At 69.8% G+C, this 14,189-nt stretch carries 13 protein-coding genes and 1 pseudogene; 5 read left to right on the top strand and 9 right to left on the bottom strand.

Translation table 11 applies throughout. The annotated features are described in order from the left end of the window. Positions 1–195: 195 nt before the first annotated feature. A pseudogene (mgrA, locus tag AC07DC_RS33200) lies at positions 196–1,190 on the bottom strand (L-glyceraldehyde 3-phosphate reductase). A 174-nt stretch (positions 1,191–1,364) separates the two neighbouring features. Here mgrA and AC07DC_RS33195 point away from each other — a divergent pair. From AC07DC_RS33195 to AC07DC_RS33180, 4 genes are all read left to right on the top strand, one after another. Continuing rightward, a complete protein-coding gene (locus AC07DC_RS33195) occupies positions 1,365–2,126 on the top strand; it encodes an isoprenyl transferase (RefSeq protein WP_478918193.1) in 762 nt (253 codons plus the stop codon). A 467-nt stretch (positions 2,127–2,593) separates the two neighbouring features. Beyond that, a complete protein-coding gene (locus AC07DC_RS33190) occupies positions 2,594–3,913 on the top strand; it encodes a PhoH family protein (protein ID WP_478918192.1) in 1,320 nt (439 codons plus the stop codon). A 402-nt stretch (positions 3,914–4,315) separates the two neighbouring features. Continuing rightward, positions 4,316–5,005 carry an aggregation-promoting factor C-terminal-like domain-containing protein gene (locus AC07DC_RS33185; RefSeq protein ID WP_478918191.1) on the top strand — a complete coding sequence of 230 codons (690 nt, stop codon included), beginning with the start codon at positions 4,316–4,318 and terminating at the stop codon, positions 5,003–5,005. Positions 5,006–5,203: 198 nt separating this feature from the next. After that, complete coding sequence (locus tag AC07DC_RS33180; RefSeq protein ID WP_478918190.1) at positions 5,204–6,580, top strand: AI-2E family transporter; 1,377 nt, start codon at positions 5,204–5,206, stop codon at positions 6,578–6,580. Between the two features lie 79 nt (positions 6,581–6,659). Here the strand turns inward: AC07DC_RS33180 and AC07DC_RS33175 are convergent, their stop codons facing one another. Further along, complete coding sequence (locus AC07DC_RS33175) at positions 6,660–7,193, bottom strand: alkyl hydroperoxide reductase (protein ID WP_478918189.1); 534 nt, start codon at positions 7,191–7,193, stop codon at positions 6,660–6,662. Positions 7,194–7,199: 6 nt separating this feature from the next. Beyond that, the gene (locus AC07DC_RS33170) at positions 7,200–7,754 is read right to left on the bottom strand and encodes a peroxiredoxin (protein WP_478918188.1); all 555 of its coding nucleotides are present in this window, start codon (positions 7,752–7,754) and stop codon (positions 7,200–7,202) included. A gap of 146 nt (positions 7,755–7,900) precedes the next feature. Here AC07DC_RS33170 and AC07DC_RS33165 point away from each other — a divergent pair, with 146 nt between their 5' ends. Then, on the top strand, positions 7,901–8,878 hold the full coding sequence (locus AC07DC_RS33165; RefSeq protein WP_478918187.1) for a hydrogen peroxide-inducible genes activator: 978 nt from the start codon (positions 7,901–7,903) through the stop codon (positions 8,876–8,878). Positions 8,879–8,905: 27 nt separating this feature from the next. Here AC07DC_RS33165 and AC07DC_RS33160 read toward each other — a convergent pair whose 3' ends face one another. The 6 genes from AC07DC_RS33160 to AC07DC_RS33135 all read right to left on the bottom strand — a co-directional run bounded on the left by AC07DC_RS33160 (position 8,906) and on the right by AC07DC_RS33135 (position 14,124). Further along, on the bottom strand, positions 8,906–11,323 hold the full coding sequence (locus AC07DC_RS33160; protein WP_478918186.1) for an ABC transporter permease: 2,418 nt from the start codon (positions 11,321–11,323) through the stop codon (positions 8,906–8,908). Further along, on the bottom strand, positions 11,320–12,021 hold the full coding sequence (locus AC07DC_RS33155) for an ABC transporter ATP-binding protein (protein ID WP_478918185.1): 702 nt from the start codon (positions 12,019–12,021) through the stop codon (positions 11,320–11,322). The genes AC07DC_RS33160 and AC07DC_RS33155 overlap by 4 nt, the downstream gene beginning before the upstream one ends. Beyond that, positions 12,018–12,542 carry a PadR family transcriptional regulator gene (locus AC07DC_RS33150; protein WP_478918184.1) on the bottom strand — a complete coding sequence of 175 codons (525 nt, stop codon included), beginning with the start codon at positions 12,540–12,542 and terminating at the stop codon, positions 12,018–12,020. Before AC07DC_RS33150 ends, AC07DC_RS33155 begins: the two co-directional genes overlap by 4 nt. An 80-nt stretch (positions 12,543–12,622) precedes the next feature. Beyond that, entirely contained in the window at positions 12,623–12,886 is a 264-nt protein-coding gene (locus AC07DC_RS33145; RefSeq protein ID WP_478918183.1) for a type II toxin-antitoxin system antitoxin, read from the bottom strand. After that, a complete protein-coding gene (locus AC07DC_RS33140) occupies positions 12,883–13,830 on the bottom strand; it encodes an SPFH domain-containing protein (RefSeq protein WP_478918182.1) in 948 nt (315 codons plus the stop codon). The genes AC07DC_RS33145 and AC07DC_RS33140 overlap by 4 nt, the downstream gene beginning before the upstream one ends. 168 nt (positions 13,831–13,998) lie before the next feature. Continuing rightward, the gene (locus AC07DC_RS33135; RefSeq protein WP_478918181.1) at positions 13,999–14,124 is read right to left on the bottom strand and encodes a hypothetical protein; all 126 of its coding nucleotides are present in this window, start codon (positions 14,122–14,124) and stop codon (positions 13,999–14,001) included. Positions 14,125–14,189 lie beyond the last annotated feature (65 nt).

The raw sequence follows: 14,189 nt of genomic DNA, 5'->3' as shown, positions 1-14,189 counted from the left end.
CTGCCCGGCCCTTCAAGTGGACCAAGACCGCAGACCAGATCATCGACCGGATCTGCCACTACTGCGCCAGGATCTCCGGACCGGCTCACTAGGCCCTGGCCGCCACCGGCAACACCCCGCCCACCGAAACGTGACGAAACGAAGCGAAGCGAGCCCGACCGAACGCCCTACGCCTCGCCTACGCCACCCGCTCGCCTACGCCTCGCTGCTGACCGACCAGAGGTTCACGCCCTCCGGCTCCACCGCGTACTTGTCGATCTCCGCCAGCTCCTCCGTCGTGAGCTTCGGCGCGCCGACCGCCGCCACGTTGGCCTCCAGCTGCTTGACCGACGAAGCGCCGATGAGCGCGGACGTGACGCGCTCGTCGCGCAGCGCCCAGCTCAGCGCGAGCTGGGCGAGGGACTGGCCGCGGCGCTGCGCGATGTCGTTGAGGGCGCGGAGGCGGGTGACCGTCTCCTCGTTGACCAGGCCCGGGTCCAGGGACTTGCCCTGGGCGGCGCGGGAGTCCTCGGGGATGCCGCCGAGGTACTTGTCCGTCAGCAGGCCCTGGGCTAGCGGCACGAAACCGATGCAGCCCATGCCCTCCTCGGCGAGGACGTCGAGCAGGCCGTCGTCCTCGATCCAGCGGTTGATCATCGAGTACGAGGGCTGGTGGATGAGGGCCGGAACGCCCAGCTCCCGCAGGATGCGCGCCGCCTCGCGGGTGCGCTCGGGGCTGTACGAGGAGATACCGACGTAGAGCGCCTTGCCCTGCTGGACGGCGGAGGCCAGCGCGCCCATCGTCTCCTCGAGCGGGGTCTCCGGGTCGAAGCGGTGCGAGTAGAAAATGTCGACATAGTCGAGACCCATGCGGGACAGCGACTGGTCGAGCGAGGCGAGGAGGTACTTGCGGGAGCCGGCGTCGCCGTACGGGCCGGGCCACATGTCCCAGCCGGCCTTGCTGGAGATGACCAGCTCGTCGCGGTACGGGCGGAAGTCCTGCGCCAGGATCGTCCCGAAATTCGACTCGGCGGCGCCGTAGGGCGGGCCGTAGTTTTGGCCAGGTCGAAGTGGGTGACGCCCAGGTCGAAGGCGCGGCGCAGGATCGCGCGCTGCGAGTCGAGGGTGCGGTCGTCACCGAAGTTGTGCCACAGGCCCAGCGAGATGGCGGGGAGCTTCAGCCCGCTGCGCCCGGTGCGGCGGTACTCCATGGAGTCGTAGCGCTCGTCGGCGGCGCGATAGAGGGAACGGTTATTCATGCGCTCTGCCTATCACGCCTCCAGGCCCCGGATCCGAACCGGAGGCAGGGCACCCGGTTCGTGTGCGCGGCGCCGCGCGCAGTACTGTGGCGATCGGGTGACGAGCGCTGGAGGGGCTGGTACGCGATGAATCTGCGCGACCTGGTGTATGGGCTGTATGCCCGCCGAGTGGAGCACCGCCTCGATCTGACCCAGGGCCCCAAGCACATTGGCGTGATCCTGGACGGCAACCGGCGCTGGGCCAAGGCCGCGGGCGGTACGACGGAGCAGGGCCACCGGGCCGGCGCCGACAAGATCGCCGAGATGCTGGGCTGGTGCGAGGAGACCGGGGTCAAGGTCGTCACGCTCTGGCTGCTGTCGACCGACAACCTGGACCGTCCCGCCGAGGAGCTCGTCCCGCTGCTGGGCATCATCGAGGGCGCGGTGAGCGGGCTGGCCGAGACCGGCCGCTGGCGCGTCCACCACGTCGGCACGATGGACATGCTGCCGGCGCGCACCCAGTCGGTGCTGAAGGAGGCCGAACAGGCCACCCACGGCGTCGACGGCATCCTCGTGAACGTCGCGGTCGGCTACGGCGGCCGCCAGGAGATCGCGGACGCGGTCCGCTCGCTGCTCCACGAGCACGCGGGGCGCGGCACCTCCATCGAGGACCTCGCCGAGCTGCTGGACGTCGAACACATCGCCGAGCACCTCTACACCCGCGGCCAGCCCGACCCCGACCTGGTCATCCGCACCAGCGGCGAGCAGCGGCTGTCGGGCTTCATGCTCTGGCAGAGCGCCCACTCCGAGTACTACTTCTGCGAAGTCTTCTGGCCCGCCTTCCGCAAGGTCGACTTCCTGCGCGCACTGCGCGACTACGCGGCGCGGCACCGCCGCTACGGCTCGTAGCCACCGCCCCCGGCCGGCCCCGGCCGCCCGCGTATCTTCCCGGGCAGGCCCGAGCACTTCCCCCGCCCAACCGGATTACCTAGACCGGCAGGTCCGAGCACGCCCTTCGCTCAACGGGAGTACCCAGACCGGCAGGTCCGAGCACGTCCCCCCGCCGACCCCGAGTGGCTTCTCCGTAGCCTCCTTCGGCCATCTGCCGCAGCACCTTCCGTTCATCTGCCGCAGTTTTTTCGGGCTCGCGTCAGGATTGATGGCACAGCTGTCATATGCAGTCGCATAGGCACCCGCTTTCGAGGGCATACACCGGTCAACAGCGGACGGCACCCAGGTTCGTCCGCCCGGGAGGCCCATTGCCCACGGACGTGCCGTATACGGAGGGCCGCGGACCGGCCCACGCGCCCGGTCCCGGCCCAGTACAGCGCGACGTTGTCGCACCCCGACCTCTGCCCGAGGGGGTTCGTCCACACGTGGTGAAAAGCAAGAATCGCCGGGAGCACGACCGGCGCACTTACGTCCTCGACACCAGCGTCCTGCTTGCCGACCCCAATGCCCTCACCCGCTTCGACGAGCACGAAGTCGTGCTCCCGGTGGTGGTGGTAACGGAGTTGGAGGCCAAGCGGGCCCATCCAGAGCTCGGCTACTTCGCCCGACAGGCGTTGCGGCTGCTCGACGACTTCCGGATCAGGTACGGGCGCCTCGACGCCCCGATCCCGATCGGCGAGCTGGGTGGCACGCTCCGCGTCGAACTGAATCACTCGGACCCAGGGGTGCTCCCCGTCGGGTTCCGGCTGGGTGACAACGATTCGCGCATCCTGGCGGTCGCCCGCAACCTCCAGGCCGAGGGGTACGACGTCACGGTCGTCTCCAAGGACCTGCCGCTGCGGGTGAAAGCCTCCTCCGTCGGCCTCGCGGCCGAGGAGTACCGGGCCGAACTGGCGATCACGTCGGGTTGGACCGGTATGGAGGAGCTGCTGGTCGACGCGGAGGAGGTGGACAGGCTCTACGCAGAAGAGGTCATCGTCCTGCCCGAGGCGGGCGAGCTGCCCGTGCACACCGGGCTGGTCCTGCAGTCCGAGCGCGGCAAGGCGCTCGGCCGGGTGACTGAGGACGGCCGGGTGCGGCTGGTGCGCGGCGACCGGGAGGCCTTCGGGCTGCACGGCCGCAGCGCGGAGCAGCGGGTCGCGCTGGATCTGCTGCTCGATCCCGACGTCGGGATCGTGTCGCTGGGCGGCCGGGCCGGCACCGGCAAGTCGGCACTGGCCCTGTGCGCGGGCCTGGAAGCGGTGCTGGAGCGACAGCAGCACCGCAAGGTGATGGTCTTCCGGCCGCTGTACGCGGTCGGCGGACAGGAGCTGGGATACCTGCCGGGCAGCGAGTCGGAGAAGATGAGCCCCTGGGCTCAGGCCGTCTTCGACACCCTGTCCGCGGTGACATCGAAGGAGGTCATCGAGGAGGTCGTGGCGCGGGGCATGCTCGAAGTGCTGCCGCTCACCCACATCCGCGGCCGGTCGCTCCACGACGCGTTCGTGATCGTGGACGAGGCCCAGTCGCTCGAACGGAACGTCCTGTTGACCGTTCTGTCCCGTATCGGTGCCGGATCGCGGGTCATTCTGACCCATGACGTGGCACAGCGGGACAACTTGAGGGTCGGGCGGTACGACGGCGTGGTGGCCGTCGTCGAGAAGCTCAAGGGACATCCGCTCTTCGCGCACATCACCCTGAACCGGTCCGAACGCTCCCCGATCGCCGCATTGGTGACGGAGTTGCTGGAGGACAACGGGGTATAATCCGGTAACCGTGCGTGAGTTGAGGCTGCTGCGTCCCCAAGGGGCGCAGCAGCCTAGCGTTATGGGGCGCGCCGCGCCGGTACTTTCCGAGCAACTGGGCGTGTGACGTTTGCCACGCAGGCATAAATTGCTTGACGGTGTTCCCTTCCCGCTAGGGTGTGACGCTGTCAGGCCCCGCTTACGGCACACCCACACCCCCAGCGGTGTGGAACCCCAGAACTGAACAGCGTCACCGCCGTAAGTCGCCCGAGCACCACGCGGATCCCGACAGGGAATCGCACCGGGCCAGTGCCCCCGTGACCAGTCGGACCGCTCGCGGTCCGGAACAAGGGGAGGCCAGCGTTCAGGGGCACGATTTCGTCCGCGAGGTCACCACGCGGCCGATGCTGGAAGGACAACCGTGTGAGCCGGATCTCGGTCCGGGGATTTGCAGTGGCCTCGGCCACCGCAGTCACCACCGTGGGCGCCGTAGTCGGCGTCGCAGCAGGCGCTGACCAGGGCTCCAACCAGCCTGTCGAGGCCGCCGGCGCGACGACCGTCCTCGCGGACATACCCGCTGGCCAGCAGGTTCAGCAGGCCTCACTGACGCAGCAGGCGCAGGCACAGTCCGACGCCGCCGACGCGACAGCGAAGAAGGCCGCAGAGGACAGCGCGCGCCAGCAGGCAGCCAAGGACGCCTCCGCCAAGAAGAAGGCCGCCGACGAAGCGGCCGCCAAGGCGAAGGAAGCCCGGGAACTGGAGGCGAAGGCGGCGGCGAGCCGTTCCGCGGATCGTGCGACGTTCGCGGTCAAGAGCTCGTACACGACGGCCGAAGTCAAGGCCATGGCCCTGCAGATCGTCGGCTCCAGCCAGTTCCAGTGCTTCTCCAACATCGTGGAGCAGGAAAGCGGCTGGGACTACACGGCGACCAACCCGTCCTCGGGCGCGTACGGCCTCGTGCAGTCGTACCCCGGCAACAAGATGGCTTCCGTCGGCGCCGACTGGCGGACCAACCCGGCCACGCAGATAAAGTGGGGCCTCAACTACATGAACAGCCGGTACGACAGCCCGTGCGGCGCCTGGTCCTACTGGCAGGTCCACCACTCGTACTAGGTCGCACCGGCCGGTTCGTCTCCGGCACCTGGTGAGCCTCTCCGCATGCCCCCCGACCCCAGCAGGTCGGGGGGCATTCGCGTGAGCCCACCCGCCGGCGGGGCGGGCGGCCGGAGAGGCAACCCCGGGCACAGGTAACGTCGTCCTCCTCACGGGAGTGCCGGTGCCGGTGCCGGAACAAAGGGGCAGGGGAACGCGATGTCGGAAAAGCGCCATTGGGGCGCGAGGGTTGCCACCAGGCTGGCCAAGCTCGCCGACCGCCTCGACGAACGGCGCGCGGAAGTCACCGCCGAGCAGGACGAGCAGCCCGACGCCCCGCCGCCGAAGCCCAGACCCGCACCGCGGCCGGACACCCCGCAGAACGCCGGCTCCGGCTCCGGCCTGGAGTCGCGGCCCGCGCCCAAGGCCGTAGCGGCCCCCGGCCACCCGCCACAGGCACCGGTCGCACAGCTGCCCGACCCCCTCGGCGTCGTGCCGTGGAGCATGCGCGTCGCCGCCGAGGTCGCCTGGCGGCTGCTGGTACTCGCCGGCACCGTCTGGGTACTGATGCGGGTGATCGGCGCCATCCAACTCGTCGTCCTCTCCTTCGTCGCCGCCCTGCTCATCACCGCCCTGCTGCAGCCCATCGTGGGCCGCCTCAAGCGCGCGGGAGTACCCCGCGGCCTCGCCACCGGCATCACCTTCATCGGCGGGTTCGTACTGATAGGCCTCGTCGGCTGGTTCGTCGTCTGGCAGGTGATGGACAACGTCGACGACCTGTCCACCAAGCTCACCGACGGCGTCGCCGAGATGAAACGCTGGCTGCTCAACAGCCCGTTCCATGTCACCGAGGACCAGATCAACCAGATCGCCAAGAACCTCACCGACACCATCAGCACCAACACCAAGGCCATCACCGACGCCGGCCTCCAGGGCGTCACCGTCATCGTCGAGCTGCTCACCGGCATGCTGCTCGCGATGTTCAGCACGCTCTTCCTGCTCTACGACGGCCGCAACATCTGGAACTGGACCCTCAAGCTCTTCCCCGCCGCCGCCCGCGACGGACTCGCCGGCGCCGGACCACGCGCCTGGCGGACGCTGACGCTCTACGTGCGCGGCACGGTGATAGTGGCCCTCATCGACGCCGTCTTCATCGGGGCGGGCATCTGGTTCCTGCACGTACCGATGGCGGTGCCGCTGGCCGTCGTCATCTTCGTCGCCGCGTTCGTCCCGCTCGTCGGCGCCGTCGCCTCCGGCGCACTCGCGATGGTCGTCGCGCTCGTGACCGAGGGGCCGTTCACCGCCCTCATGGTGCTCATCGTGGTGCTCGCGGTCCAGCAGATCGAGGGCCACATCCTGCAGCCCTTCATCCTCGGCCGCGCCGTCCGCGTCCACCCGCTGGCCGTGGTGCTCTCCGTCGCCGCCGGCTCGCTCATTGCCGGCATCGGCGGCGCCGTCGTCGCGGTCCCGCTCGTCGCCGTGACGAACACGGTCGTCGGCTACCTGCGCACCCACGCCAGGGAAGCCGCCATGGCCACCGAGTCCGGCCCGCACGGCGCCACGATCGAGGACCTCGCCCCGGTCCTCCCCGACTGACCCACGCACGATCGCTCCGCACGCACGACGGGCCCCCGACCATCGGTCGGGGGCCCTTCCTGTTCAGCGATACGGCTGCTCAGCCGGCGATGGCGGCCTCGGCGTCCAGCGTCGTCCCGACCGCCTGCACGATGGCAGCGATCTTGAACGCCTCCTGGATCGTCTCGCGTGAGACATCCGCCTTGCGCAGCACGGCCTCGTGCGAGTCCAGGCACTGGCCGCACCCGTTGACGGCCGAGACCGCCAGCGACCACAGCTCGAAGTCGACCTTCTCCACACCCGGGTTGCCGATGACGTTCATCCGCAGCCCCGCGCGCAGCGTGCCGTACTCCGGGTCCGACAGCAGGTGCCGGGTCCGGTAGAAGACGTTGTTCATCGCCATGATCGCGGCAGCGGACTTGGCGGCGGTGTACGCCTCGGGCGAGAGGTTGGCCTTCGCCTCCGGCTCCAGCTCGCTCAGCACCCGCGGCGAACGCGAGGCGATGGCGACGGCGAGCACCGTGCCCCACAGCTGCTGCTGCGGAAGTTCGGAATTACCGATGACCGAGCCGAGGTTCAGCTTCAGGTCCTTGGCGTAGTCGGGCAGCGCCGACTTGAGGTTGTCCAGCGACATACCGGATCACTCGCCCGCGAGGAGCGCGACCGGGTCGAGAGTCGTCTCGCCCTTGCTCCAGTTGCACGGGCACAGCTCATCGGTCTGCAGGGCGTCGAGCACCCGCAGCACCTCCTTGGGGTTCCGCCCCACGGAACCGGCGGTCACCATCGTGAACTGGATCTCGTTGTTGGGATCGACGATGAACACGGCCCGCTGCGCGAAGCCGTCCTCGCCCTCGACACCGCAGTCACGCATGAGCTCGTGCTTGGAGTCGGCAAGCATCGGGAACGGCAGGTCCCGCAGATCGGCGTGGTCCTTGCGCCAGGCATGGTGCACGAACTCGGAGTCCCCGGAAACCCCGAGAATCTGCGCGTCGCGGTCGGCGAACTCGTCGTTCAGCTTGCCGAATGCGGCGATCTCGGTCGGACACACGAAAGTGAAGTCCTTCGGCCAAAAGAACACCACGCGCCACTTGCCCTCGTACGACTTGTGGTCGATCTGAGCGAAGGCCTTGTCCGCGTCGAGATCGACGCAGGCAGTCAGGTCGTAGGTGGGGAACTTGTCACCGATAGTGAGCACGCGCTCTCCTTGAAACATAGGAAATCCCTTTTGAGGCTTTCCGGGGGGTTGGACGGATTCCACCGTCCCATAGAGTGCATTGATCACAGAAATAGCCAGACTCGACGATGTTGATCGGGGTCACCTATCAGTAGCCAGGAGCGACCATGAGCAAGCAGCCAAGCCTGTCCCAGTTGCGGGCGTTTGCCGCGGTGGCCGAGTGTCTGCACTTTCGTGATGCGGCGGCTTCCATCGGGACCAGTCAGCCGGCGCTCTCCGGGGCGGTTGCCGCGTTGGAGGAGACGTTGGGGGTGCAGCTGGTCGAGCGGACGACGCGGAAGGTGCTGCTCACCGCGGCCGGGGAGCGGATCGCGGCGCGGACGCGGAGCGTGCTCGACGCGGTGGGGGAGCTGCTGGAGGAGGCGGAGGCGGCGCGGGCGCCGTTCACCGGGGTGCTGCGGCTCGGGGTGATACCGACCGTCGCGCCGTATCTGCTGCCGACGGTGCTGCGGCTCGTGCACGTTCGGTACCCGGCGCTGGATCTGCAGGTGCACGAGGAGCAGACGTCGTCGCTGCTGGAGGGGTTGACCGGTGGGCGACTCGATCTGCTGTTGCTCGCGGTGCCGCTCGGGATGCCCGGGGTGACCGAACTCCCGCTGTTCGACGAGGACTTCGCCGTGGTCGCCCCGCAGGGGCACTGGCTGGCCGGGCGGCAGGCCATCCCGCGGGAGGCGTTGCGGGAGATGGATCTGCTGCTGCTCGACGAGGGGCACTGCCTGCGCGATCAGGCGCTCGACATCTGCCGGGAGGCGGGGCGGCCGGGTGGGGTTCCGGTGACGACCACCGCGGCCGGGCTCTCCACGCTGGTGCAGCTGGTCGCGGGCGGGCTCGGGGTGACGTTGCTGCCGCGGACCGCGCTGCTGGTGGAGACCGGGCGCAACGACCAGTTGTCGACGGGGTACTTCGCGGATCCCGCGCCGTCGCGGCGGATCGCGCTCGCGATGCGCGGTGGGACGGCCCGCGCGGAGGAGTTCACGGCATTCGCGGCCGCGTTGCGCGAGGCGCTGCGGCCGCTGCCGGTGCGCGTGCTCGACGCGGAGGACGTGGCGGACGTGGCGGAGGACGTCGGCGTCGGCCGGGCCTGAGGGAAGCAGGCCCGGCCAGTGTCAGTGCTACTCGGTCCGCAGGCCGTCCGGACGCATCATGCGCCACAGCGGCGGCAGGCTGAGCAAGGTCACGAGCAGGACGACGCCCGCCCCGACGCCCGTCATCGTCGCGGCACTCGCCCAGTCGACGCGGATCGGTGAGCCGACCATTTTCAGCAGCACGGAGCCGAGTCCGAGGCCGCCGACGACGGCCAGTGCCAGGCCGAGGGCGACCGGGATGGCGGTCTGCCACAGCACCGACAGCCCGAGGGTGGAGCGCCGGGTACCGAAGGCGATCAGTACCGCGAGCAGCTTCTTGCGCTCGCGCAGCTGCTCCAGCATCGAGACCAGCAGGCTGATGCCGATCAGCAGCAGGGTGGTGACCGCGCCGATCAGCAGGCCGCGCTTGATGCTGGTGTACTTGCGCACCGTGCGGGTGCCTTCGAGCGTGTAGGTGTCCGCGCCCTCGCCCAGCCGGGCCGTGGTGTTGCGGACGTACTCCTCCGCGTCCGGCCGCTGCGCGTCGAGCTTGATCAGCACCATGGCGCGCGCTTCCTGCATCTGTGCCACGTCCAGGGCGCCGGAGGTGGCGAGGATGCCGTACATCACGTCCCCGTTGGGGCTGGTGCGGGCCTTGACCGTGCGGGCGTTGGTCGGGACGGTCCAGGGCCGGGGCGAGCCCGTCAGCACGCCGCTCTGCGGGACGTTGAGGTCCAGCCCGGCGCCGGCTTCGGAGACGGCCGGTGGGGTCATGTACGACGCGTCCGGCAGGACGCGGTAGACGCTCCCGTCGGCGCAGTTACCGATCACGGCGAACTCGGCGAGCGCGGCGCAGTCGCCGACGAACACCGGGAACTCGATGATGTCGCTCACCGCGTCGGGGTTGCCGGAGGCCTTCGCCTTCGCCGCCGCGCCGCCGGGGATGGCGGACGTCTGGACGAGTCCGAGCGCCGAACGCACGCCGGGGGTGGTCCGGTATGCCTGGATCCCGGCGGTCGCCTGCGGGCCGTTCGTGACATCGAAGGCCGCCTGCATCTGGGCCCGGTTCGGGTCCTTGCCGGTGTTGGAGGTGAAGTCGCTCTCGATACCGGTGAAGAGCATCTGCAGGGCGATGGCGCCGGCCACCGCGACGGTGATGCCGTTGACCACCCGGGCGGAGGCGCCGCTGTTGAGCTGCAGGCGGCGGGTGGCGAGCTGCCAGGGGACCCGGCCGCCGCCGAAGCGGTTGACGATCAATTCGACGAGCCAGGGCAGGGCGGCGGTGACGCCGACGAGCAGCAGGATCGCGCCGGCCGAGATCTGGTACGCGTTGAGTTCCGCGTTCCCCTGGACGCCGCCGAACAGCGGGGCCAGCAGCGCCAGTCCGAAGACCGGGATGAGCAGCCGCCACCACAGACGGCGCTTGCGCAGCGCCGCGTTGCGGACGACGCCCAGCGGTTCGATGGCGATGCCGCGCAGTGCGAGGACGGTGACCGCGACGGCGGCCGCCGGGACGCCGAGCACGATCAGCAGGGCGAGGCCGGTGCTGGGCCGGACGTCGGAGGGGAAGACGCTCAGTCTGTAGAGCTCGATCTGTCCGGTGAAGTGCCGTCCCAGGAGGAAGAACCCGAGGCCGAACACGAGCCCGACGAATGCGCCGACCAGTGCCTCGCCGGCGGCGATCCGCCGGGTCATCCGGGTGTCGGCGCCGACCAGGCGCAGTGCGGCGAGCCGCCGGTCGCGGCGTTCCCCGCCGAAGCGGACGGCGGTGGCGATGAGGATGGCCACCGGCATCAGCAGTACGACGAGGCCGATGATGACGAGCAGGGTCAGGACCGCGCCGAGGCCCTCGGAGTCGCGCCGGGCGCCGCCGATCGTGTCGACGCGTGTGGCGTGTACGTCGGTGAGGGTGTCGCTGCCCGCGTAGTAGACGAGTTCGGCGGGCCCGAGCAGTCCGGCCTTGGCGATGGTGCCGGTGACGCGGTAGTTGAGCCGCTCCTTGAGCAGCTTGCCGTCGGAGGAGTCCAGCAGCTTGGCGAGGGCGGGGGAGACCGTCATCTCGCCGGGGGCGGGGATTTTGCTCAGGCCGGGCGGTACCGGCGGCTTGTCGCCGTCGGGGCGCAGGACCCGGCCGTAGACGTCCACGCCGTGGTACACGGTGTCGGCGTTGTCGATCAGCATGGTCGACGCGGTCGGCTTGAGCTTCTCGCCGAAGTACAGGTCGTCACGGTCGTGGCCGCGATCCGAGCGGGCTTGCATCATCGCCGGGACGGCGGCGGCGAGCAGCAGCACCGCCACGCCGAGGCCGACGCCGACGGCGGTCAGCAGGTTGCGGATCCAGCCCTCCCTGCCGCCGGCGAGCGTGAAGCGGGCGCCGAGGGCGAGGTCGTGGGCCCAGGTGCGGGCGTCGGTGCGGGACTTGGTGCGTGAGGTGGTGCGCGCGGCGTTGTCCGAAGGCGCGCTCACGCGACCCGCTCCATGTCGCGGGACTTGCCGTCGCGTACGACGATCTCGCGGTCGGAGTACGCGGCGACCCGCGCTTCATGGGTGACCAGGACGACAGCCGCGCCGGTGTCCCGGGCGGCGTCGGTGAGCAGCCGCATGACGCGCTCGCCGTTGAGGGAGTCGAGGGCGCCGGTCGGTTCGTCCGCGAAGACCACGCGGGGTCCGCCGACGAGCGCGCGGGCCACCGCGACGCGTTGGCCCTGGCCGCCGGAGACCTCGCCGGGGCGCTTGTGCCCGAGGTCGTCGACTTCCAGCCGGTGCAGCCACTCGGTGGCCAGGCGTTCGGCCTCCTTGCGCTTGGTGCCGTTCAGTCGCAGTGGCAGGGCGACGTTCTCGACGCAGGTCAGCTCGGGGACGAGCTGGCCGAACTGGAAGACGAACCCGAAGTCGCCACGGCGCAGGGCGCTGCGTTCGGCGTCGGTCATGGCGGAGAGCTCTTCGCCCCGGTACAGGACCTTGCCGGCGTCGGGTCGCACGATGCCGGCCAGGCAGTGCAGCAGCGTCGACTTGCCGGAGCCGGAGGGGCCCATCACGGCCACGACCTCGCCGGAGCGGATGGTGAAGTCCGCGCCGTCCAGGGCGGGGGTGGTGCCGTAGGTCTTGTGCAGCGCGTCGGCGGAGAGCAGCGGTGTGCTGGGCGCAGGGGTGGAGCCGGTCACTTGCGTACCTCCGTCGCGAGCTGGTCGAGCCGGGCGGCGGTGAGTTCCAGCCACCGCAGATCCGCTTCGAGGTGGAAGAGGGCGTGATCGCAGATCAGCTGGTCGGCGAGGTCGCCGCTGGACTTGCGGCGGGTCAGTTCGCGCATGAGGCGCAGATGCTCGGCGCGCTGGGTGTCCAGCAGGTCGATGGCGCTGCGGCCGGTCAGCAGTGCCAGGACGACCTTGGTGTACAGGGTCGTCTGCAGGTACGGCTCGGGCTTTTCGGGCTGGGTGAGCCAGGTCTCGACGTCGGTCAGTCCGGCGTCGGTGATCGCGTACCGCTTGCGCTCGGGGCCGCTGCCGGGCTCTATGCCCTCGACCTCCACGAGCCCGTTCTTCAGCAGTCGGGCCATCGTCGAGTAGACCTGCCCGTAGTGCAGCGGGCGGTCGTGGCCGAAGCGTTCGTCGAAGGCGCGCTTGAGGTCGTAACCATGGCGTGGGCCGGACTCAAGAAGCCCGAGCAGGGTGTGGCCGATTGACATGCCAGCACTCTACATGACGTGTATACGTGGTGTGTATAGACGTGGTGTCTAGTCAGTAGCCGCAGGTCAGGACGGTCCTCTCAGTTCTCGGTCGGGTCCTCCGGCGCTGCGGGCGGTTCTGCCGACGGCTCCTCCGAGCGGGCCGGACGGCCTCGGCGGGGGATCGGTTTGGCGGCGCCCGGGAGGCGGCCGGCCTCGGTGAGCGCCCGGCGCAGCAGGAACTCGATCTGCGCGTTGGTGCTGCGGAGCTCGTTCGCCGCCCACGCCGCGATGGCGTCGTGGACGGCGGGGTCGAGCCTCAGCAGCACCTGCTTGCGAGCGGTGCGGCCGGTGCGTTCTGTCACTGGTAGAGGGTCCCGGTGTTGAGTACGGGCTGGGCGGCGCGGTCACCGCACAGGACCACGAGCAGGTTGCTGACCATGGCGGCCTTGCGCTCCTCGTCGAGCTCGACGATGCCCTGCTCGGAGATCCGGGTCAGGGCGGACTCGACCATGCCGACCGCGCCCTCGACGATGGTCTGGCGGGCGGCCACGATCGCGCCGGCCTGCTGGCGCTGCAGCATCGCGGAGGCGATCTCGGGGGCGTAGGCGAGGTGGGTGAACCGGGACTCGATGATCTTCACGCCGGCCGCGCCGACCCGGGCGGCGATCTCGACGGAGAGCTTCTCGGTGATCTCCTCGGCGTTGCCACGCAGCGACAGGCCCTCCACGTCATGCGCGTCGTACGGGTAGTTCGTCGCGATGTGCCGGACGGCGGTGTCGGTCTGGATCGCGATGAACTCCACGAAGTCGTCGACCTCGAAGACCGCCTGCGCGGAGTCGCTGACCTGCCAGACGACGACGGCGGCGAGCTCGATCGGGTTGCCGTACGAGTCGTTGACCTTCAGGACCGCGGTCTCGTGGTTCCGGATCCGGGTGGAGATCTTGCGGCGGCTGGTGAACGGGTTCACCCAGCGCAGCCCGTCCTGGCGGATTGTGCCCTGGTAGCGGCCGAAGAGCTGGCAGACGCGGGCCTCGCCGGGGGCGACCTGGGTGAGGCCGAACATGGTGATGAAGGCGGCGATCGCGATCACCACGCCGGCGCCGATCAGGACGCCGGCCGCGGCGCCGCCGCTGTCCTTGGCCTTGACGACGCCCAGGATGAAGAGCGCGATGCCGCCGAACAGCACCGGGACTGCGATCAGCAGGAAGGGAAGGCCCGGCATGCCGACCGCTACGCGCTCGGTGACATGCGGGGCGGGCATTTCAGGGATCTCGGACTGGAGATCGGTGGTGCTGTTCTCGGACATGGGTCCCCCGTTCACGGTGCTCGGCGCGCTCATTCGCACGCCTAGCAAAGTGATATCACATTAATCCTCCACCGGACCAGGGCGCGCGATGCAGCCCCGGGGCACGGAGGGGGGTAACACGTGCGCCGGGGCTGCGGTTTCGAGGGGTGGAGGCGGTGCGGCCGCGGGTCAGCCGCCCTTGACGGCGGCCGGACCCCCGTAGGAGTTCGGCGCGTAGACGGCGGCGGTGCGGGACGGCTCGTACCGCATCGGTTTCGAGTCGAGAGTCCTGTGCAGGGGGTCGCTTTCGACCACCCTTGCACCGAACCACCCGCTCGGCACGCCGGGCAACGGCATGGTGCTGAAGGCCGCGAAGCCCC

Source organism: Streptomyces sp. NPDC045021 (assembly GCF_056432645.1).
Note: the sequence above shows the minus strand (reverse complement) of the source record. Positions and strands in the feature narration are given on the sequence as shown.

Coding starts and splice junctions, on each gene's coding strand:
- AC07DC_RS33195 (WP_478918193.1), top strand. CDS start 1,365: ATGAATCTGCGCGACCTGGTGTATGGGCTGTATGCCCGCCGAGTGGAG.
- AC07DC_RS33180 (WP_478918190.1), top strand. CDS start 5,204: ATGTCGGAAAAGCGCCATTGGGGCGCGAGGGTTGCCACCAGGCTGGCC.
- AC07DC_RS33175 (WP_478918189.1), bottom strand. CDS start 7,193: ATGTCGCTGGACAACCTCAAGTCGGCGCTGCCCGACTACGCCAAGGAC.
- AC07DC_RS33165 (WP_478918187.1), top strand. CDS start 7,901: ATGAGCAAGCAGCCAAGCCTGTCCCAGTTGCGGGCGTTTGCCGCGGTG.
- AC07DC_RS33150 (WP_478918184.1), bottom strand. CDS start 12,542: ATGTCAATCGGCCACACCCTGCTCGGGCTTCTTGAGTCCGGCCCACGC.
- AC07DC_RS33140 (WP_478918182.1), bottom strand. CDS start 13,830: ATGTCCGAGAACAGCACCACCGATCTCCAGTCCGAGATCCCTGAAATG.